15 protein-coding genes and 1 pseudogene are annotated in these 21,209 nt (G+C 35.2%); 13 read left to right on the top strand and 3 right to left on the bottom strand.

From position 1 onward, the window contains the following. Positions 1-5: 5 nt before the first annotated feature. Complete coding sequence (gene pheT / locus IGL28_RS05920; protein WP_081129003.1) at positions 6-2,426, top strand: phenylalanine--tRNA ligase subunit beta; 2,421 nt, start codon at positions 6-8, stop codon at positions 2,424-2,426. 63 nt (positions 2,427-2,489) lie between these two features. On the opposite strand, the gene trpS is transcribed toward pheT, so the two are convergent. Next, the gene (gene trpS / locus IGL28_RS05925) at positions 2,490-3,500 is read right to left on the bottom strand and encodes a tryptophan--tRNA ligase (RefSeq protein ID WP_081129004.1); all 1,011 of its coding nucleotides are present in this window, start codon (positions 3,498-3,500) and stop codon (positions 2,490-2,492) included. A 250-nt stretch (positions 3,501-3,750) separates the two neighbouring features. Between trpS and IGL28_RS05930 the strand changes: the two genes are divergently transcribed. The 7 genes from IGL28_RS05930 (at position 3,751) to IGL28_RS05960 (ending at position 10,730) form a co-directional block, all read left to right on the top strand. After that, positions 3,751-4,488 (top strand): amino acid ABC transporter ATP-binding protein, encoded by a 738-nt coding sequence (locus IGL28_RS05930; protein WP_010719300.1) that lies wholly within the window; start codon positions 3,751-3,753, stop codon positions 4,486-4,488. Positions 4,489-4,501: 13 nt separating this feature from the next. Further along, positions 4,502-5,317: a transporter substrate-binding domain-containing protein gene (locus IGL28_RS05935; RefSeq protein WP_010719299.1), complete on the top strand. Its 816-nt coding sequence runs from the start codon at positions 4,502-4,504 to the stop codon at positions 5,315-5,317. 12 nt (positions 5,318-5,329) lie between these two features. Next, the gene (locus tag IGL28_RS05940) at positions 5,330-5,977 is read left to right on the top strand and encodes an amino acid ABC transporter permease (protein WP_010719298.1); all 648 of its coding nucleotides are present in this window, start codon (positions 5,330-5,332) and stop codon (positions 5,975-5,977) included. Between the two features lie 15 nt (positions 5,978-5,992). Continuing rightward, entirely contained in the window at positions 5,993-6,649 is a 657-nt protein-coding gene (locus tag IGL28_RS05945; protein ID WP_010737486.1) for an amino acid ABC transporter permease, read from the top strand. A gap of 299 nt (positions 6,650-6,948) precedes the next feature. Continuing rightward, positions 6,949-7,158, top strand: coding sequence for a hypothetical protein (locus IGL28_RS05950; protein ID WP_010737487.1), 210 nt, complete (start codon positions 6,949-6,951; stop codon positions 7,156-7,158). Between the two features lie 513 nt (positions 7,159-7,671). Then, positions 7,672-8,571 (top strand): hypothetical protein, encoded by a 900-nt coding sequence (locus tag IGL28_RS05955; protein WP_081129006.1) that lies wholly within the window; start codon positions 7,672-7,674, stop codon positions 8,569-8,571. A gap of 365 nt (positions 8,572-8,936) precedes the next feature. Next, a complete protein-coding gene (locus IGL28_RS05960) occupies positions 8,937-10,730 on the top strand; it encodes a hypothetical protein (RefSeq protein ID WP_438843916.1) in 1,794 nt (597 codons plus the stop codon). A 386-nt stretch (positions 10,731-11,116) separates the two neighbouring features. On the opposite strand, the pseudogene IGL28_RS05965 reads toward IGL28_RS05960, so the two are convergent. Further along, positions 11,117-11,667, bottom strand: a pseudogene (locus IGL28_RS05965) (transposase); the annotation flags it as partial. A gap of 606 nt (positions 11,668-12,273) precedes the next feature. Between IGL28_RS05965 and IGL28_RS05970 the strand changes: the two are divergent. Further along, complete coding sequence (locus tag IGL28_RS05970) at positions 12,274-13,083, top strand: hypothetical protein (RefSeq protein WP_438843917.1); 810 nt, start codon at positions 12,274-12,276, stop codon at positions 13,081-13,083. Between the two features lie 192 nt (positions 13,084-13,275). On the opposite strand, the gene IGL28_RS05975 is transcribed toward IGL28_RS05970, so the two are convergent. Then, positions 13,276-13,827: a DUF6580 family putative transport protein gene (locus tag IGL28_RS05975; protein WP_081129009.1), complete on the bottom strand. Its 552-nt coding sequence runs from the start codon at positions 13,825-13,827 to the stop codon at positions 13,276-13,278. 143 nt (positions 13,828-13,970) lie between these two features. Here IGL28_RS05975 and IGL28_RS05980 point away from each other — a divergent pair, with 143 nt between their 5' ends. From IGL28_RS05980 to IGL28_RS05995, 4 genes are all read left to right on the top strand, one after another. After that, the gene (locus IGL28_RS05980) at positions 13,971-16,469 is read left to right on the top strand and encodes a vitamin B12-dependent ribonucleotide reductase (protein WP_081129010.1); all 2,499 of its coding nucleotides are present in this window, start codon (positions 13,971-13,973) and stop codon (positions 16,467-16,469) included. A gap of 22 nt (positions 16,470-16,491) precedes the next feature. Further along, positions 16,492-17,055, top strand: a complete 564-nt coding sequence (locus IGL28_RS05985) for a cob(I)yrinic acid a,c-diamide adenosyltransferase (RefSeq protein ID WP_081129012.1) — start codon at positions 16,492-16,494, stop codon at positions 17,053-17,055. 111 nt (positions 17,056-17,166) lie between these two features. After that, entirely contained in the window at positions 17,167-17,565 is a 399-nt protein-coding gene (locus tag IGL28_RS05990; RefSeq protein ID WP_223603268.1) for a DUF4430 domain-containing protein, read from the top strand. Positions 17,566-18,070: 505 nt separating this feature from the next. Further along, positions 18,071-20,788: a hypothetical protein gene (locus IGL28_RS05995; RefSeq protein WP_438843918.1), complete on the top strand. Its 2,718-nt coding sequence runs from the start codon at positions 18,071-18,073 to the stop codon at positions 20,786-20,788. The last annotated feature ends 421 nt before the right edge of the window (positions 20,789-21,209 follow it).

Below are 21,209 nucleotides of genomic sequence, written 5' to 3' on the forward strand. Positions count from 1 at the left end.
AAAGCATGTTAGTTTCTTATAAATGGTTAAATAAATATCTTGATTTGTCAGCAGTTACGCCAAAAGAACTAGCTGATAAAATGTCAGTGACTGGGATCGAAGTGGAAGGAATCACGGTTCCTGAAGAAGGCTTAAAAAAAATCGTAGTCGGCGAAGTCAAGGAATGTGTGCCACATCCTGATTCCGATCATTTATCGATTTGCCAAGTGGATATCGGTGAAGAAGAACTTTCACAGATCGTTTGTGGCGCGCCTAACGTGAAGGCAGGGATCAAAGTCATCGTTGCTTTACCTAATTCACGGATCGCAGGGAATGTAAAAATCAAAAAAGGGAAAATGCGTGGTCAAGTTTCTAATGGGATGATTTGTGCCTTACAAGAAATTGGCTATCCAGATAGTGTCGTTTCCAAAGAATATGCTGAAGGAATCTACTATCTTCCACAAGAGGCAGTCAATGGAGAGCCCGTCTTTTCTTATTTAGACATGGACGATTCAATTATCGAGTTATCGATTACACCGAATCGCGCAGATGCTTTATCTATGCGAGGAGTAGCATATGAAGTGGGGGCGATTTATCGTCAAACACCTCATTTTGCAGAGGAAGAATTAGTAGAAGCAGCACGTCCGGCAAAAGACAAAATCAAGGTGACAGTCGAAGATCCAGAAGCTGTGCCTGCTTATCAAATTCGAATCATTGAAGGCGTAAAAATCCAATCTAGTCCACAATGGTTACAAAATATCTTGATGAATGAAGGGATTCGACCAATCAACAACGTAGTAGATATCACAAACTACATCTTACTGTTGTTTGGGCAACCATTACATGCGTTTGATTATGATCGGCTAGGATCACAAGAAATCGTCGTCCGTCAGGCAAAAGCAACAGAAAAAATCGTTACGTTAGATGGCGAAACACGTGAGCTAACACCCGAAAATCTCGTGATCACTAATGGAGAACAACCAGTCGCTTTAGCAGGTGTGATGGGCGGCTTGGATTCTGAAATCACTGAGACAACGACTACGGTTGCTCTAGAAGCAGCTTTGTTTGATCCAATTTCGATCCGTCGAACAGCGAAACAATTCAATTTAAGAAGTGAATCTTCTGCTCGTTTTGAAAAAGGAATCAATCAAGCAACAGTCGCTGAAGCATGTGACGTTGCTGCTGCAATGATCGTTTCGTTAGCAGGCGGTGAGGTTCTTCAAGGTGCGGTTGCTGGTTCGACTTATCAAGTAGAAGACGTAACAGTAACGATCACCCTCTCACGAATCAATCATTATCTAGGAACTGACTTAACAGTTAAGGAAGTAAATGAGATTTTTGAAGCACTTGGCTTTGGCTGTCAAAGTGAAGGGGAAACGTTCACCGTTACTGTTCCTCCTCGTCGCTGGGATATCAAGATTGAAGCGGATATTATTGAAGAAGTCGCTCGTATCTATGGTTATGATCGCTTGCCTTCCACATTACCAAGTGGAGAGACTGTTGCAGGAAGTTTGACCCAAGAGCAAGCAACAACACGCAAGATCCGTACATTACTTGAAGACAGTGGTTTACATGAAGCCATCAGCTATGCTTTGACAACTGAAGAAAAATCTCGTCAATTTACAATCAAAGATTCCTTAGTTACACGTCTTGATTGGCCAATGAGCGAAGACCGTTCTGTCTTACGAATGAACTTGATCAGTGGGTTACTGGATAATGTGAACTATAACGTAGCTAGAAAAAATAGTGATGTCGCTTTTTATGAAGTTGGAAGAGTCTTCTATCAAGAAAACGATCCATTGACTCATTTGCCGCAGGAAGTGAAACATGTTGCTCTTGCATTGACAGGTACTTGGCAGGATAAAAGTTGGCAAACTCAAGCAGAAGTAGTTGACTTCTATACGATCAAAGGTCTTTTAGAAAACTTGTTTGAACAATTAGGAATAGCAACAGAAATTTCTTATCAAGCGACTGATAGTTTGAAAGACATGCATCCAGGAAGAACAGCGGAAATCTATTTAGGTGAAACAGTGATTGGATTTGTTGGACAGGTTCATCCGAATACAGCTAAAGAATACGATGTTCCAGAAACCTATGTTGCAGAATTTGACTTGAGCTCAGTGATCGAAGCTGCTCAAAAAGGGATGACTTTCCATGCGGTGACAAAATTCCCTTCCGTTTCTCGTGACATTGCAATGTTAGTTGCAGAAACAGTAACCAATCAAGAAATCGTAACGGTTATCCAGTCTGCTGCAGGTAAGTTCTTAACAGACATCCAATTGTTTGATGTGTATCAAGGGAAAAATATCGAGGAAGGACATAAGTCAATGGCTTACAGTCTGACATTCGAGAATCCTGAAGCAACAATGACAGATGAAGAAATTAACCGATCAATGACTAAGATCGAAAAAGCACTAAGTGAAACAGTTGGTGCAAATATTCGTTAAACTGTAAAAAAAGACGCCCTCACAAAGAATGAGGACGTCTTTTTTTATTCATTAACAAGCCAATCAGTTAAAATAATTGATTCCCATTGCAGTTTTGACTTCTGCTAGAGTTTGAGCAGCGACTTTCGCAGCAGCGTCACTACCGTCTCTTAGGATCGCCATCACAGCGGCTGGATCTTTCGCTAATTCTTCTCTTCTAGCACGAATTGGAGCAAACTCTTCTTCCAAAACATCAATCAAATAGCGTTTGATTTTTACATCACCTAGACCACCACGACGATAATGAGCTTTCATTTCTTCAATTGCGCTTTTATCTTTTCCAAACACATCAAGATAAGTGAATACCATATTGCCTTCGACTTGACCTGGATCTTCCACGTGGATGTGATTTGGGTCTGTGTACATACTCATTACTTTTTTCTTGACCACATCAGCAGGATCAGAAATATAGATGCCATTACCCAATGACTTGCTCATTTTTCCATTCCCATCGATGCCAGGCAAACGGCCCATTCCTTTTGGTGGGAAAACGCCTTTTGGTTCCACTAAGACGTCGCCATACGTGTGGTTGAAACTTTGAACTATTTCTTGCGTTTGTTCAAGCATTGGTTTTTGATCTTCACCAACAGGAACTAAATTCGCTTTGAAAGCTGTGATATCAGCAGCTTGCGATACAGGATAAATAAAGAATCCAGTTGGGACACCTTCACCAAATTTTTTCTGTTCGATTTCTGTTTTAACTGTAGGATTACGACGGACACGCCCGACGCTGACTAGGTTTAAATAGTACATAGTCAATTCAGCTAATTCTGGTATTTGCGATTGGATAAAAAGCGTTGATTTCGTAGGATCTAATCCAACAGCTAAATAGTCTAAAGCAACTTCAAGTACATTTGAAGAAACCTTCTCAGGGTTTTTAGCGTTATCGGTTAGGGCTTGCATATCTGCAATCATTACAAAAAGTTGATTGTTTTCATCTTTTTGCATTTCTACCCGTGTTTTGAGTGATCCTACATAATGCCCTAAATGTAACTTGCCAGTCGGGCGATCACCTGTTAGAATAATATTTTTCAAAAAAAACACCTCTTTACGATTTGTAAGACTAAGCACTTAATATCTTACCGTTTTTTGGAGGAAGAAACAACCGTTCTAAATCAAAAGACGAACAAAATGCAGAAAAATAGCAGATGTAAGAAGCAAAGGAGAAAAATAACGAAAGAAAGTTTCAAAGAAACTTTACAAAATACGTAAGTTTCAGATATAATATGTTCTATTATATATATTTAAATGTTTTCTTACTAAATAATAATGGGAGTGTAATGATATGGCAATGATTAAATTTGATAACGTGGAAAAATACTACGGCAAATTCCATGCTTTGAAAAACATAAACCTCGAGTTTGAGAAAGGGGAAGTCGTCGTTGTCATTGGTCCTTCAGGTTCAGGTAAAAGTACAATGTTACGATGTATCAATGGATTAGAAACGATCTCTTCTGGAAGATTGTTAATCAATGATATCGACCTTCAGGACAAAAAAACAAAATTGACTGAAGTCAGAAAAAATGTTGGAATGGTTTTTCAGCATTTTAATCTATATCCTAATAAAACCGTTTTAGAAAACATTACACTTGCACCGATTAAAGTATTAAAGCAAGATCAAGCAAGTGCAGTGAAAAACGCGGAAAAATTCTTAGAAAAAGTCAACATGCTCGACAAAAAAGATTCTTATCCATCTATGTTATCTGGAGGACAACAACAGCGTGTGGCAATTGCCAGAGGTTTGGCGATGAATCCGGAAATGCTGCTATTTGACGAGCCTACATCTGCTTTAGATCCGGAAATGATCGGGGATGTACTTGATGTAATGAAAAAATTAGCTCGTGATGGGATGTCAATGATCGTCGTGACCCATGAAATGGGATTTGCAAAAGAAGTAGCAGATCGGGTTATTTTCATGGCGGATGGCCAAGTATTGGAAGATAGCCGCAATGTAAAAGACTTCTTTGAGAACCCTAAAGAACCTCGGGCACAACAATTTATTAGTAAAGTAATCAATCATTGATAGGAGGAATAAAATGCGTAAGAAAACAATGATTCGTTTGCTTTTCCTTTTGGGTCTGGTCTTTTTGATATTAGCAGGCTGCAAAGGAAAAAGTGTCGCTGAAGAAAATATTCTGGAACGAAGTAAGCAAAACAACACCATAACGTGGGGTGTAAAATACGATACTCGCTTATTTGGGATGATGGATATCAAAAGTAGTACGGTTCAAGGATTTGATATCGATATCGCTAAAGCGATTACGCAAGAGATTCTTGGAAAAGATGGGAAAGCAGAATTTGTGGAAGTTACCTCTAAAACACGGATTCCGCTATTAAAAAATGGAAATATTGATGCGATTATTGCGACAATGACCATTACAGATGAACGAAAAAAGCAAGTTGATTTTTCTGATGTTTATTTTGATGCCGGACAATCTTTATTAGTCAAAAAAGGAAGCCCGATTAAAAGCGTAGATGACTTAAATGCTGAAACAACTGTGCTCGCAGTCAAAGGATCAACTTCTGCAGTAAATATCCGAGAACATGCTCCAGATGCAAAAATTCTTGAACTAGAAAACTATGCCGAAGCGTTTACTGCTTTACAATCGGGGCAAGGAGATGCTATGACGACCGATAATGCCATTTTGTTGGGAATGGCTGACGAGAACCCTGACTATACTTTAGCAGGTGGGACGTTTACCAATGAACCTTATGGAATTGCGATCAATAAAGGACAAACAGAATTTTTGGATGCCGTAAATCAAGCGTTAAAAGAACTCATTGCTAACGGCACATATGATCAGATTTACCAAAAATGGTTCCCAGATACCACCCAAGGAAAAGTGAATTAAGGAGGGGAAAGAATGGCTGAGTTGCTGCAAACATATGGATCAACCTTCTTAGAAGGGTTTAAAATCACTATCTATTCAAGTGTGTTAGCTTTATTATTTAGTTTGATTATTGGAACACTGATGGCAATTTTTCAATTGTCAACGAACAAAGTGATCAGTGGACTAGCTAAAGCGTACGTGGAATTTTTTCGAAATATCCCATTGTTGATTATTGTGATGTTCTTTTATGTCGTCCTTCCGATCTATTGGATTAGTTTTGACGGCTTTCAAGCAGGGACGATCGGTTTGACGATCTATACTTCGGCATTTATTGCAGAAACCGTTCGTTCAGGGATTCAAACAGTGCCAAAAGGGCAAACAGAAGCGGGTTTATCAGCTGGTTTGACCTATGCGCAAACGATGCGGTTTATTATTTTGCCGCAGGCTTTCAAGATCGTCGTACCACCATTAGGAAACCAATTCATTAATCTAGTCAAAAATTCATCGATTTTAGCTATCGTTGCTGGGTTAGATTTAATGTATCAAGGGGACTTAATTGCCAGTGAAACTTTCAACACTTTTGATACCTATATCATCGTGGGTCTTTTTTACTTAGTAATTACATTACCTTTGTCTTACTTGATGACATATTTAGAGAAAAAATGGGCAGTTCGTTCATAGGAAGGGGAGAACAAAATGGATTTTAGTGGTGCTTTTTCATGGATGAATATCCGCTTCTTATTAGAAGGATTAAAAGTGACTGTGGAGGTTTCATTATTTTCAATCATCTTTAGTTTTTTGATTGGCGGGATTTGTGGTGTGGTTCGTTTTGCCAATATACCTTATCTTTCAAAAATACTAGGAATACTAATTGATATTATCAGAAATCTTCCATTGTTATTGATCATTTTCTTTACGTATTTTGCCTTACCACAAATCGGTATCCAAATGAATATTTTTTGGTCAGCCGTAGCAGCATTGACGATTTTTGAATCGGCTATGTTATCAGAAATTTTTCGAGCAGGGTTGAATGCCGTTCCTAAAGGACAAATGGAGGCTGGTCTTTCCACAGGATTGTCTTATGTAGAAACGATGAGAATCGTCGTTTTACCCCAAGCATTTAAATCAATGATCCCAGCAATCGTGAGTCAGCTGATTTCATTGATCAAGGATACATCATTAGCAGTGATCATTTCCTTACCTGAATTGACTCACCAAGCACGAATTGTTTACGGCCAAAATACCAATTATGTATTGCCAATGTTTGTGGCAATGACATTGATGTATTTTGCTGTCTGCTATGCTTTATCCTTACTTTCTTCCTATTTAGAAAAAAGAAAGTACAGCTATTAGTCAAAAACTTAGCATGCTCGTTGTTCAATGAAAATTGTTCAGCGAGTATTTTTATTTGATTCGTCAATGTAAAACTTAGATCGTTTTTCTCTTCAACGATATTGTGAGAGAAAGTAGTCGTAGACAAAGATCAGCTTAAAAACATAGCTTACAGTTTTGTTCGTTCAGGTCATTTAAAAATATGGACTGTCTTGACAGTAGGAAGTATACTAAGTGTCGTTAGGTAAACGTATTGAAATGAGAGGATGCCTAACAGAGTTTGTGGTAACTATAATGGATAGAGAAAGAGATGTTGTTAGATGGAAGAGATTATAAATGCTTTTCAAGCAAACCCGATATTTTCTACGGGATGTATTATTTTTATCATAGGTGTGTTAATTTTTTGTTTTGGAAGAAAATTATTTTTCGTTCGTTGGCTATTGGGAGATACCAGTATGTTCGGACAACTATTTTGGGGACTGATTTTATCAGGTATCGGACTAGCAATCATTGTCTATTATCGAATGTAATTGACTAATTGTATACGAATGATCCATTGCTTGCGACAAACAGGAAATGGTAAAAAGAAAGAAGTTTCTGTAAGATTTTCTAGAAATATAGTACATTTTTTGTGTAAGGGTTCGTTTATTTAGGAAAATGTCAAAAATGAATGAACAAATTGGTCGGTTAGAAAACCAACTGTTCTGAACGACTGCTAAAGCAAAAAAGGGGAGCTTGCGTGAAGTTGAAGTACGATGTTCTAGTGGTCGATAGATCATTCAATCAACAATTTGTGACAAACAGAAGTGGATAAATTAAGAATCTTCAATTTTAATCTAGTATAGGCAGTCATCATCCATTCTCTATAAGTGGGTGATGACTGCTTTTTGACAGAATGGTTATCGGATAGTAACTCGAAAAACAACATGTTTAGTGATATCAGATGCCAAAAAATTCTTTCTGCAGAAATAAAAGTTACTTAGATACTCCTTTTTTCTGATAGTTTAACAAGGTAGTATATAACTTTTAAAGGAGAGAATAACATGCCAAATGATAAACAAAAAATAGCAGTAATACGGACAGGAAGTCAATATGCTATTGCTCTTCAACTAATCAAGGATCATAAGCTTGTGAGGGGAGAAGCTAATAGTTCGGAAAAGTTAGCAACATTAGGTAAAATTCTTTCTAACTATAAGAGAGAGTCTGCAGAAGGGATTATCTTTTATCTTCCGCTTCTTCCAGAAGAGAAAAAACTGTTACGACAAAGGAACATCCAAATGAATAGTGATGATAGAATAGTAGTGGATGATAAAAATAAAACCTTTTATATTAACTACCTTAATCAAAAGTATGATTTAAGCAAAAAAGCAGTTTTGTCGAAAGAAACAAAACATGCACTAATTCAAGACCTTGATAAATTCTATTTCGATTCTTTGGACCTTAACAGGTTTACTTCCTTTATTTATGATTTAGATGTGATCGCTAGAAGAGATGTTCAGACACTCTTAAAGAAGCAAACGCCCAAGATAGAAAAATCAATAAAAAAGGCCAGAGAAGATTTAGCGGTTGATCAAGTGAAAGAAAGATTTAAGATGAACAGACACTATACTGAAATTCCTCCAACACTAATGGTGCAATTTCAAGACGAGTTGAAAAAATCTGAATACATAAGCAAAAAGAGGCAAAAAATAGAAATTGAGAAATTAAAAAATGAATATAAGTCTCCAAGTAAACCAAATGAAAGACAGGAATATTTCAAGATGAGTGTAAAAGAATTTCTTGAAAAAGGAAGCTCCGAACAAAGAAGCCTTAATAAAAGAAAACGTGAGCAAGGAAAATCCGAGCAAGGAAGACTTACGAAAAAAAGAATTGAGCAATTAAACACATCTGTACTACCAAAGTCACAGGCATATCTAAACAAAAAGGATCAATTTCAAAGATAGTGATCAATAAACTCTAAGAATAATTACATAGTTTATGAGCTCGGGTCGTTAATCAGAAAAAATTGGATGAACGACCCGATTTTTATAGCTAAATCAAAAATAGGATTAAAGAATCAATGAAATATTATGAAAGGAACTGTTATGTATAGGACTACTCAAATACAATTTTTTGATGCATAATTCTTTGAAAATACTATACTTGACCTTGTATTCTCAGAAATTAAAAGTAATAACCTAGAATTTTAATCAATTAAATGGTATTAAATTGCAAAATTTTCTTTTCTTGGAAATAAAAGTTTTCTTATGTATTCTTTTTTCTGATAAATTGATGAAGCAGTACATAAAATTTTAAAGGAGAGAATAACATGCCAAACATGGAACAGAAAAAAGAAACAAATCAAAAAATTGCAAATAATGAAAGCAAACGACCTCGAAATACTTTGTATAATCATGCTACTATAGCTTTTCAACTAATCGAAGAGTGTAAGCTTGAGGAGGGTGAACCTGTTAGTTCGGAAACATTAGCAGCAATAGGTGAATTTCTTTCTGAACTTAAAGATGATGTAGCAGAAGGGGTCATCCAACGACTTCCACTTCATCCAGATGAGAGCAAACTCATACAACCAAACAACCTAATAGAGACCCAAAATACAATAGAAGTAACTAGCCAAAATAAAACTTTTTATATTGACTACCTTAAGACAAGGCATAAGATTCACTCAGATACACGTTTGCCGAAGGAAACAAAAGATGCACTAATTGGAGACCTTAATAAATTTAAGTTTAATCCCTTGACTCCTGATACGTGTATAGCATTTATTCATGATCTAAAAATAAACGCTGAACAGGACGTTAAGGAACTTATAGGAAATCAAACGTCAAGAGTGGAAAAATTAATTGAAGAAAGAAAAGAAAATGAAGCGGTTAAGCAAGCGATAGCAAGTTTTATGAAGAATAGACACTTTACTAAACTTAACCCCACCATATTAAAGCAATTCATAGATGAGTTGGAGAATAGACCAATAATAAGCCGAGAGAGACGAGAAAAAGAAATTGAGAAGTTTAAGAGTGAATATAACTATGATCAAAAAGAATATTTTAAGGTAAAAGCAACAGATCAAGTTTCATTAAGTGAAAGACTAAATAATTCAGATTTAAAACCAAAAACTCTACTAAACCAAAATGTACAACAAAAGACTCCACCACCGATTCCACCAAAACCAAAAGTATCTGTTCAAAGTAATTCAATAAATGCTACGGCACAGGATAAGCTAGTATCCATGTTGGCTGAATCAGCAAAAAGACATTATCAACTTTCAAAGAATCAACCGACAGCTCCAGAAAAACTACATACAATAGCAAATGAAGTGGTGGATTTAGACCTTAATATAGACCAGAAGCAAGAGCTTATAAGTACGCTTCCTATGTCAAAATCAGATAGAGACAAACTTCGGAATATATTCCAAAGTAATGCAATAAATGATAAGGCAGTACCCCTAGTGGTTAAAATAATAAAAGACGATTATCAACTTTCAAAGAGTCAATTTACAGCTCCAAAGGTTTTACATCAAATAGCCATTACCATTGAGAATAGTGTACTTGATCCAAATTATATGAAAAAAGTTCCTGAAGCTCTTGGCATGAGAAGAGAAGATGAAAAAACACTTCGAGATATGATCAGCGAAAGCCTGAAACAGCAACCCAAAAAATTACAAGAAAATAAGGCAGACACTAAAATAAATGGGAAGACTATAGATCAAGTGCAGACTGAAAACATGATATTGTTATCTGATGCAATGAACGCAGCATTGGGACTTAAAGCGAACAAAAAGGTAGACCCGGAAACGCTATCTATGATGGCCGAATTTATTGTTAACAGTAGCCTTGATAAACTCTCTCAACGCAATTTAGTTGAGGAGATTTTGATTACTAAAGAAGATAAAAAGGACCTTATCAAAATAATGAAAGAAAAAACAGCGTTGCTGAACAGGGCGCACGGAACTTCACAAGAACCAGCTAAAACAAACCTAAACTCAACAAATCAAGTTTCATTGAGTGGAAGACTAAATAATTCAGATTTAAAACCAAAAACTCTACTAGACCAAAATGTACAACAAAATAATCATTTACCTAAAAAGTCAGATGAATTTAGTCGATGAACAATAATTGCTGGCTCTTTGTCAAATGATGTTGGTAAAGAGAAATCTTAGAATAATTTGGACGAGATTGGGACAATAATACTTTTCAAAAAGAAAATCAGGCTGATTTTTCTTATTTTAGACACTTTTTCCTGCATTCTACTTTGAAATAGCACCAATTATTATTTAAAGGCAACATCCGTTTCTGGAATATATTATTGTTCTACATCTAGTGGTAAAGTTGTTTGATTGATGGTATAATTTTTAAACATAAAAGCATGCTCCTTTTTGATTGGGTTGGGTTACTTTAATCTTACAAGGTTGCGTGCTTTTTGTGTACCTTAAAATCAAAAAAATGGGGCAATAATCAGATTTTTTTTCTGACTATTGTCCCAGTTCAGTTCTTTTTATTTGGTTAAAATAGTTTTATCGTGTCGAATTGTGATCCGTCGTTTGAAATGATAAAAATTTCGAAAACAATAAGTATTGTGTTTTAATACTTTAATATGGTTGTTTAAACATTCTAGTGGTCCGTTTGAATAACTGTAGCGGAGGACATTTTGGATCTGTGGCAGAAAATTTCTAAATGTTCGCAAAGTTATCGCATAAGTTTCAGGTAACTGGCTGACTTCTCTGGATAAACAGTCCTCAAATAGTGAATGATCTCTTTTCTTTACTCATAAAGAACATCTTGGTATAACTGATAGCCTTGTCGTAGATCGGCACAAGTAGCTAACAATCGGTCGACAATCTCACTTTCAGTTAAGTAATCTTTGAAACTGGAACACCAAACCCGTTTTTCATAGTTCAACTTTGCTTCTTCTTTTTGTAGGAGTTTCCAATAACGTTTCATTTTTCTACCAAGCCCACGTTGGTATCGAGAAGTACTTTTAAGTCGTGCATTGGTTTCCTTCACTCGGTGGTTTAAAAAAGTTCTTCCTATATGTTGAATAATGTGGACACTCTTCGGGCGTGTATTGAAGAGTACCTTTGTAAATCAAGCAAAATTTCTCTTTATATCTTTCTTTGGTTTAACAATTTACCTCAAAATAGATAGTTAGGTCTAGAATATTTAGGAGATCTTTGATAAGCTGAGTACAAGACATCTTGAATTATCCTATGAATTGGTTCGTCAAATTAATTCTAAAGGATTTCAGGGTGTCTTTTCTATATTTTTTGATGTTGGTAAATTTCACCAACATCAAAAAATATAGAGCCCAAATTACATAGTATATGAGCTCGGGTCGTTAATCAGAAAAAATTGGATGAACGATCCGATTTTTATAGCTAAATCAAAAATGGGATTAAAGAATCAATGAAATATTATGAAAGGAACTGTTATGTATAGGACTACTCAAATACAATTTTTTGATGCATAATTCTTTGAAAATACTATACTTGACCTTGTACTCTCAGAAACTAAAAGTAGTAACCTAGAATTTTAATCAATTAAATGGTATTAAATTACAAAAATTTCTTTTATCGGAAATAAAAGTTTATTATGTATTCTTTTTTTCTGATAAATTGATGAAGCAGTATATAAAATTTTAAAGGAGAAGATAATATGCCAAACAAGGAACAGGAAAAGACAAAAACTATTCAACAGGAACCAACTGAATTAAATCCGAGTACAACTAAAGAAAAAGAGAATAGTCCATTCATAAGTAAAAAGAGAGCAAAAGAATTGAAGAAGTTTGAGAGTAAAGTTAGGAAAAAAGAGGATAAAGCGGTTAAACAAGTGATAAAAAAAGTTATGAAGGATGCAGATAGGATTCAAGATCATTCCCAAATATTTAAGTATCTCACATATGAATTTAAGAATAGTCCATTCATAAGTAAAGAGAGAGCAGAAGAAGAATTGAAGAAGTTATATAGAAAAAAAGAGGATAAAGCGGTTAAACAAGAGATAAAAACAGTTATGAAGGATGCAGACAGGACTCAAGATCATTCCCAAATATTTAAGTATCTCACATATGGATTTGAGCATAATCCATTCATAAGTAAAGAGAGAGCAGAAGAAGAATTGAAGAAATTTAAGGGTAAAAATAGAAAAAAAGAGGATAAAGCGGTTGAGCGAGCGATAAAAACAGTTGTGAATAATAGAGACATTACTGGAAGTAGTGTATTGAGGTATCTTAAAAATGAGTTGACAAAAAGTCCATCCATAAGCCGACAGAGAGTAGAAGAAGAAATGGGGAAGTATGAGGGAAGGAATAATGTTAGAAATAGTTCTGAAGTTCCAGAGAACAAAGATAGAGGAGAAGATCTTAAAGAAAAATTAAATAGAGTATCTAAAGAAGAAAACTCATTCCCAGAAAGAGCAGCTGTATCTCAAGACCTACAGCATAAGCAGGATAACCCGTTACATAGATAATAATCAATAAACTCTAAAAATGATTACATAATAAATGAGTGTGGGATATTAATCAGAAAAAAAATGATTAATATCCCACTTTTTATGGCAAATTTAAAACTGGGACAGAAGAATCACTTCTGATTCTATACCCCCAAAAAAAGTTAGACAAAAATAATCAGAGGGCTGATAAAATAAGGATTCTCACGTCATTTATTTTTTATATCTGTCATCAAGCGTCTTACTGTATAGCGGAAATAGTATCCGTTGAAATACGGGAAAGAGAATCAAATAAAAAAAGAAATTACCTATACCATGGGCGAGATCAAAAGGAAGTCCTTGAAAATAGTAAGCCCAAAAAGAGGGAAGTTGATAGATGAAAGTTTCAATTCGTGAAACAATCAAACCGTAAATTAATCCACAAATAAAGCTCAAAATTGCTTGAATAGTCACATGCTTAGCGACTATAGGTAACTGATTCATCCAATGGAAAAACAAAACAATCCCGCTGAAGGCGAGCATTTGACTGATTGTCCAAGTCCCTAATCCTAAATATAGATTAGTGATGAATAAGCTCAATATGGAGACGATTAAAGCATCTGTTAAAGAACCAAATGCCGCAAGTAGTAAAAGAATGGCTGTCATAGGTTGAATATTTGGTAACCAAGCAAAAAAAAGTCTGCCTACGACACAGGCAGCAATTAATAATGACAAATAAGCAAATTTGTGAATCGTAAAGTAAGGTTTTTGTTTAAATGTGTTCATCTTTTGAGGCTGCTCCTTCACTGATAATAGTTCTCATTATATCATAAATTTTTTTTATTACAATATTGAAAAACACATGATGTAGTGTGATAATAATTAACAGACACTATATATAGTGTTTTTTATGATAAGGTGGCGATGGAATGGGAATTTATTCAAAAAAATATATAGAAAAACTTAATCAGGATATACGGAATTATCCAGAGGTCAAACCTATTGATCCACAAATGAAACTGACATTTGAAGGGATTTCACGCTTGGTCATGTTGGATCGATATACTTACAAAGATCCACATAATCAGACGTTAACCATAGGTGATCTAGTCGTCTTGACGGTACATGCGGATCCACAATACCCGGCTCGTGGAATTGGAACGATCATTCAGCACTCTGGAGACGATTTAACGATCGAAGTGGAAGAGGAATTTCGCTCCTCTTTGACTGATCCTGAAGAAATAGCTCGTGGATTTGTTAAAAGAAACAAAAGTGAAGTTGAAAAACCTTTAGAGCTGTATTATGAACAAATTGCTGCTCGAGTTGCTTTCGGAATTAGTCAAGTCGAGGGCGATAGAAAAGCTGAATTTTTTGAAGATTTTTACAAACAATTGACTGAACAAAATTTGATTCCTGCAGGAAGGGTGTTATATGGTGCTGGTACGCAATCAGAAGTCACATACTTTAATTGTTTTGTCATGCCATTTATTCAAGATTCTCGTTCTGGTTTAGCAAAACACCGAGAAGAAGTCATGGAAATCATGAGTCGTGGTGGTGGAGTAGGAACGAATGGCTCAACCTTGAGACCAAAATCAGCTGTCGTACATGGCGTAAATGGAAAATCTTCTGGTGCTGTTTCTTGGCTCAATGATTTAGCTAATCTCACCCATTTAGTCGAGCAAGGAGGAAGTCGCAGAGGGGCGCAAATGATCATGCTCAATGATTGGCACCCAGATATTTTTGAATTTATTATTTCAAAAATCCAGAATCCGTTGATCCTGCAACAGTTGATAACTACAAGTAAAAACCCGCTAATCAAACAGTTGGCAAGTGAGAAACTAGCTTTTTCTCCTTTAACTCAAGAAGAAAGGGAGCTATTTGAAGTCTTGCTTAAGGAAGAGGGGCTTTTGCAATTTGCAGAACAAACTTTCATCAAAGAGGCTAAGCAAAAATTAAAAATGGGTGGAAGTTATAGTGTCAAAGATCCTGACTTCTTAACAGGGGCGAATATTTCAATCTGTCTGACAAAGGAATTCATGGCAGCTGTCGCACAAGATAAGACCTATGATTTGCGTTTTCCTGCTATTGACGAGTATACAGAAGTAGAAATGGCTGATTATGATCAACATTGGGCTGAAATCGGTGATGTTCGTGAGTGGGAAGCGACAGGACGTAAAGTGAAAGTTCATCAAACAATTCGAGCCAGAGAGCTTTGGGAATTGATCACTTACTGTGCTACTTATTCTGCGGAACCAGGGATCTTTTTTATTGATAACGCCAATGAGATGACTAATGCTGCTGCCTATGGTCAAAAAGTCGTTGCAACAAATCCTTGTGGAGAACAGCCATTGACACCGTATGCGGTATGTAATCTTGCGGCTATCAATTTAGCGAATATGGTAGATGAGCACCAAGAAATCGATTTTCAAAAAGTTGCAGAAGTGGTTAGAACCAGTGTACGTTTCCAAGATAATGTTATTGATGCGACCCCTTATTTTTTTGACAAGAATGAGCAACAAGCAAAAGGGGAACGTCGTATTGGTTTAGGGGTGATGGGCTTAGCCGACTTATTGATCTATTGCGGCAAAACGTATGGCTCTAAAGAAGGAAATGCGTTAGTCGATCAATTGTTTGAAACGATTGCCGTTACAGCTTATCAAACGTCGATCGAATTGGCAAAAGAAAAAGGAAGTTTTCCATATTTAGTTGGTAAGAACGAAGAAGAAACACGACAATTACGTGAGCGTTTTATCCATTCTGGGTATATGAAAAAGATGCCAGAACATATTAGGCAAGGTGTCTTAATTTATGGAATCCGTAATTCACACTTATTAACCGTTGCACCAACTGGCTCGACAGGTACGATGACTGGTGTTTCCACGGGATTGGAACCTTATTTCTCTTTTTCCTACTTTAGAAGCGGTCGCTTAGGAAAATTCATTGAAGTACACGCTGAAATCGTTGACGAATATCTAGCGAAACATCCAGAGGCAGATGCCTCAGAGTTACCGGAATACTTTGTCTCAGCAATGGAGCTTTCACCAGAAGCTCACGTGGATGTCCAATGTACGATCCAACGATGGGTTGATAGCTCCATTTCCAAAACAGTCAACGCACCTAAGGGATATCGTGTTAAAGAAGTAGCTGATATTTACGAACGACTTTATCAAGGTGGGGCAAAAGGCGGTACGGTATATGTTGACGGTAGCCGAGATTCACAAGTCCTGACTTTATCAGCGGAAGAAAATAGTTTTACCGATGAGCTAGTAACATCAGAGGTACACCCAGATGTTTTGCTAACAGAAGCTTCAAACGACTCAGCAACGAGTGAAGAGCGCTGTCCGATTTGTCATGAAGGTACAATTGAAGAAATCGGAGGTTGCAGTACTTGCACCCATTGTAAAGTACAACTAAAGTGTGGATTATAAGGTTAAAAAGGAGCATGGTATCATGAAAATCTATACTAAAAGTGGTGATGCTGGGATGACTAGTATTATCGGAGGGCAACGGCTAGCTAAGTCAGCTTCTCGTGTTAGAGCTTATGGAAGTGTGGATGAAATCAATTCTTGGGTAGGAACGATCGTTGCAGAATTAGATCCTGATAAATTTGCACTTTTGATCGAACAATTAATCCAACTTCAACGATTACTATTTGATATCGGAACAGATTTTGCCACACCAGCGGAAGTCAAAGAACGGATCGTGACTAAAAAAGATTTGGAGAAAATGGAAGAAATGATTGATTTTTATCAAGAAAAACTACCGGTTATCGACAAATTTATCTTGCCTGGTGGACATCCAGTAGCAGGGCATTTCCATCTTGCCCGAACAGTGACCCGAAGAGCGGAACGTGAAATCACTGAATTGATTTTGGAAGAAACAGAAACGAATCAAATGAGTTATAAACTTATTAATCGGTTATCGGATCTCTTTTTTGTCTTGGCACGTTATGTCAATGTGGTTTATCATATTAAAGAACCATTCTATGAGCGAGCTGGGAAAGTATTCCATTAATTATTTATCAGACCTTACTGTTTGAATTAAAATCTAACTGTCTAAGAATTATATCTATAATGTTTAAAGTGATAACTTAAGTTAATTCTTTTTACAAATTAATAAATAGGAGTGTTTTTTTTGAAGAAATTCATAGTATTATTAGCTGCTTTATCAAGTATGATCGTTATGACTGGTTGTCAATCACCTACCACGACAGAACAATCAAGCGCTCAATCACAAGCCACTACAAAAAAAGTGACCATCACTTTGCAAGAAGAGGGAAAAGAACTATCGGCAAAAAACGTTACTTACCAACCAAATCAGACCTTGTTGGAATTACTAAAAAAACAGTTTTCAGTGAAAGAAGACAATGGTTTTGTGACGGCAATTGATGGGCATGCACAAGACAAAGATAAAGGATTATATTGGACGTTCACAATCAACGGCAAAATGGCGGAAAAAGGAGCAAATGATATTAAATTATCACCTAACGATCAGATAGTGTTCAATTTAGCAACATTCAAGTAAGAGTGTAACAGTTCAAAAATTAACTTGAGCGTGCGGTCAAAGTATTCGTATGAACAAGCTGAAAAAACGAAAAGCAGTTATTCTGATTTTCGTTTTTTTTTTGATTAGTTTTAATATCTGTTAAAAAAAGGTTTTTGGTCAATAAGAACTGATAAGTTGTGCAAAATCAAATCTGGGTCAGAATGTACCTCATGCTATCTCAGATTTTTTGTTCTTTCACTTTGTCTCATAATTTGATCAAAAAGCTTCTAATTTTCATGTTGATATTGATTTAAGTTTGCAGGCTAAATGTTCTTCTGTTTTTATAAAGTAATACTATTTTTTGCAAATCACCGCACGTGGATGCCAAATATTCCCAGAGATTAAAAACGATAATCTAGATTTTGAATAAATGCAATAGTATTAAATCCCAAGAATTTCTTTGTTTAGAAATAAAAGTTTTTGATGTCCTTTTTTTTCTGATAAATTTATAAAGCGTATATAAAATCTCAAAGGAGAAAACAGCATGCCAAACAAGGAACAGAATATAAATAAAAACAATGAAGAGAAAGTTAGCATACAGTCCCAAGATCAGCGTGGTTTTTTTTATAGACTATTCAATAAGTATAAATTTACGAAAAAGAAACGTACTGATCTGGAAACATCAGCAGCATTGGATAAAGATCTTTCTAAAGATGATCAAGCTTCAACTGAAGAAATCCCCTCCTATGAGGAAATCCCCTCCTATCTAAAATCTCTTCTAGAAGAGAAAAATCTGTTACAACAAAGAAATATAGAAATAAATAGTAATAATAGAACCTTTTTTATTAACTATCTTAATGAAAAACATAGACTTAATTCAAACATGCCTTTGTCGGAAGAAACGAAAGCTGCACTAATTGAAGACCTTGATAAATTCTATTATATTCCTTTAAAAACTAGTACGTGTCATAACTTTATTTTCGATCTGAATATAACTAGAAGGGAATTAACTAGGCTTAAAGATGATCAATTTCTAAAGGTGAATGAATTAATAGCGCAGCTAACAGATGATGCTACTATAGCTATTACAAATAAATACCAACTTTTAGAGAACCACACTGTCTCCGAAGAAAAACTAGAGGCAATAGCAAATGAGGTCATGGATTTAAATCTTGATGAGGAAATGAAAAGGGTGGTTATAGCTAAACTTGAGCTATCAAAAGAAGATCGAGCCACTCTTCGGAAAATATACAGAAAAAAACAAGACACATTGAAAACACAGGAAAGTAAGACAGATGCTAATTTAAAAGAGATTACAAAAGATGACGATGAAATATTATTTTATCAGCAAGTAGATGATGCAGCTATAGCTATCATAAATAAATATCAGCTATCTATCCCCGAAAATAAACTAAAGGCAATAGCAGATGAGATAATGGATTTAAATCTTAGTGGGGAACAAAAAGAGGAGGTTATTTTCCAACTTGGACTACAAACAGAAGATAGTGCCACTCTTTGGAAAATATACAAAATAAATTTGATGAAAGCAGAACAGTTATTTTATCAGCAAGCAAACAATGCTGCTATTCATGCTACTATAGCTATTATCAATAAATATCAGCTTTCAGAGAACCAATCTGTTCCTGAAGAGAAACTAAAGGCAATAGCAAAGGAAATTATGGATTTAAATCTTAGTGAAGAATACAAAAGAGAGGTTATTTTCGAGCTTAAAATATCAGAAGAAGATCGAGAAACTCTTCAAACAATATATAGAGAAAGACAAGACTTTTTAACAGCGCAAGAAAGTAAGACAGATGCTAAAATAGATGAGAACACAAAAGGTGAAGATAAAGTATCATTTTATCAGCAAATAGGTGATGCAGTTATAGGCATTATAAATAAATTTCAACTATTTGTCTCCGAAGAGGAGTTAAGGAAAATAGCAAAAGAGATTTTAAATTTAAAATTAAGCGAGGAACAGAAGAAAGAGGTTATTATCTATCTTGGAATACAAAGCGAATATAAAGATGTTCTTCTGGAAATATTTAAAGAATTACAGAGATGGCCAACACCACCCCAAAGTAAGTTAGAAGTTATAATAAGAGGGGCTAAAGCATTACAGTTATTTAATCAGCTAGTACATGATTCAGTTACTTATATTACAAATAAATATGAACTTTCAGAAGATCAAGCTACTCATCATAGGAAACTAAAGGCAATAGCAAAAGAGATTATAGATTTAAACCTTAGTGATGAACAAAAAAGAGAGGTTATTAATGGTCTTGAAATACCAGAAGCTGATAGAGAAGCTTTTTGGAAAATATACAGAAAACTTGAGATATTGCCAAAAAAACAAGAAAGTAAGACAGACTCTAGAGTGAATGGGCGGACACAAGATGGGTATAGTGACGATAGGGCACAATTGATTCATAAAAATAAGAAGCAAATTGTCAGAAGAAATTTTTCCGAAGCAGCACCATTTTTTTTTAAGGGAATAAATGATGCTACTATAGCTATTACAAATAAATATCAACTTTCGAATGACCGACCTACCTTCCGAGATAAACTAGAGAAAATGGTAAATGAGATTATAGATTTAAATCTTAGTGAGCAACAAAAAAGGGTGGTTATTAGAGTACTTGAAATATCAAAAGAGGATAGAGTCGCTCTTAAGACAATGTACAGAGAAAGACAAGACTTGTTAAAAATACAAAAAAATAAGACAGACGATGAAGTGTTCTTTTATCATGGAGTAGATGATGCAACTCTAACTATTATAACCAACTATCAACTTTCAGAGGACCAACCTAATCCCCAAAAAAAACTAGATGCAATAGCAAATGAGATTTTGAATTTAAATCTTAATAAGCAACAGAAAAGAGAGGTCATTTTCGAACTTGAAATACCAGAAATAGATAGAGATAAACTTAATGAATTAATAAATAAAAAAACAACGTTGCTAAACCAGGTAGAAACTTTACAAGAATCAGCTAAAACGAACCCAAGCTCAACATTAAGTCAGGGACTAAATAATCTTGAATCAAAACCCACTACGCCACTACAGACGTCATTAAAATCAAAATTAAGATCTCTACTAAAGAAAAGTGAGGATAATCTAGGATCGGAACCACCGATATCGCTAAAACCAAATGCATCAAAAGGTAATCCTTTAAAAAGAGTAAACAGTCTAAGCTCGAAACCACAGACTCCACTAAACCCAACGATTCACTTATCTAAAGGTTTAGATGAATTTAGTCGATGAACCATAATTGCTCAAGCTGAATCATTTTCTGAGAAGGGATTGTTCGGCTCTTGCTGTATTAGGGATGATTAATATTTTTCATCTCTTCGTCAATAAGTACTGATGAGTGATGCAAAATCAAATCTGGGCAAGAAGGTACCCATTCTTTCTCAGATTTTTTTGTTTTCTCACATTTGTTCGTTAATTAATCAAAAAGTTTCTATTTTTCATGATGTCATTGAATTAAATCCGTAAATTATGTATTTCTATATTTTTATACAGGAATACTATTTTTTTCAAATCACTACACGTGGTTACGCAAGTATATTCAGAAAAAAATTATGAAAGAAATAGTTATGTATAAGTGGACTCAAATAAAACTTTATTCATGCATAATCTTTTTGAAAACACTATTCTTGACTAATTATTTTCAGAAATTAAA

This window comes from Enterococcus sp. AZ077 (assembly GCF_051714965.1).
Classification (GTDB): domain Bacteria; phylum Bacillota; class Bacilli; order Lactobacillales; family Enterococcaceae; genus Enterococcus_B; species Enterococcus_B hirae.

What these genes read in the sequence shown, in the direction of transcription:
- pheT (WP_081129003.1), top strand. Translation starts at nt 6, where the DNA reads ATGTTAGTTTCTTATAAATGGTTAAATAAATATCTTGATTTGTCAGCA.
- IGL28_RS05930 (WP_010719300.1), top strand. Translation starts at nt 3,751, where the DNA reads ATGGCAATGATTAAATTTGATAACGTGGAAAAATACTACGGCAAATTC.
- IGL28_RS05935 (WP_010719299.1), top strand. Translation starts at nt 4,502, where the DNA reads ATGCGTAAGAAAACAATGATTCGTTTGCTTTTCCTTTTGGGTCTGGTC.
- IGL28_RS05940 (WP_010719298.1), top strand. Translation starts at nt 5,330, where the DNA reads ATGGCTGAGTTGCTGCAAACATATGGATCAACCTTCTTAGAAGGGTTT.
- IGL28_RS05945 (WP_010737486.1), top strand. Translation starts at nt 5,993, where the DNA reads ATGGATTTTAGTGGTGCTTTTTCATGGATGAATATCCGCTTCTTATTA.
- IGL28_RS05950 (WP_010737487.1), top strand. Translation starts at nt 6,949, where the DNA reads ATGGAAGAGATTATAAATGCTTTTCAAGCAAACCCGATATTTTCTACG.
- IGL28_RS05955 (WP_081129006.1), top strand. Translation starts at nt 7,672, where the DNA reads ATGCCAAATGATAAACAAAAAATAGCAGTAATACGGACAGGAAGTCAA.
- IGL28_RS05960 (WP_438843916.1), top strand. Translation starts at nt 8,937, where the DNA reads ATGCCAAACATGGAACAGAAAAAAGAAACAAATCAAAAAATTGCAAAT.
- IGL28_RS05970 (WP_438843917.1), top strand. Translation starts at nt 12,274, where the DNA reads ATGCCAAACAAGGAACAGGAAAAGACAAAAACTATTCAACAGGAACCA.
- IGL28_RS05975 (WP_081129009.1), bottom strand. Translation starts at nt 13,827, where the DNA reads ATGAACACATTTAAACAAAAACCTTACTTTACGATTCACAAATTTGCT.
- IGL28_RS05980 (WP_081129010.1), top strand. Translation starts at nt 13,971, where the DNA reads ATGGGAATTTATTCAAAAAAATATATAGAAAAACTTAATCAGGATATA.
- IGL28_RS05985 (WP_081129012.1), top strand. Translation starts at nt 16,492, where the DNA reads ATGAAAATCTATACTAAAAGTGGTGATGCTGGGATGACTAGTATTATC.
- IGL28_RS05995 (WP_438843918.1), top strand. Translation starts at nt 18,071, where the DNA reads ATGCCAAACAAGGAACAGAATATAAATAAAAACAATGAAGAGAAAGTT.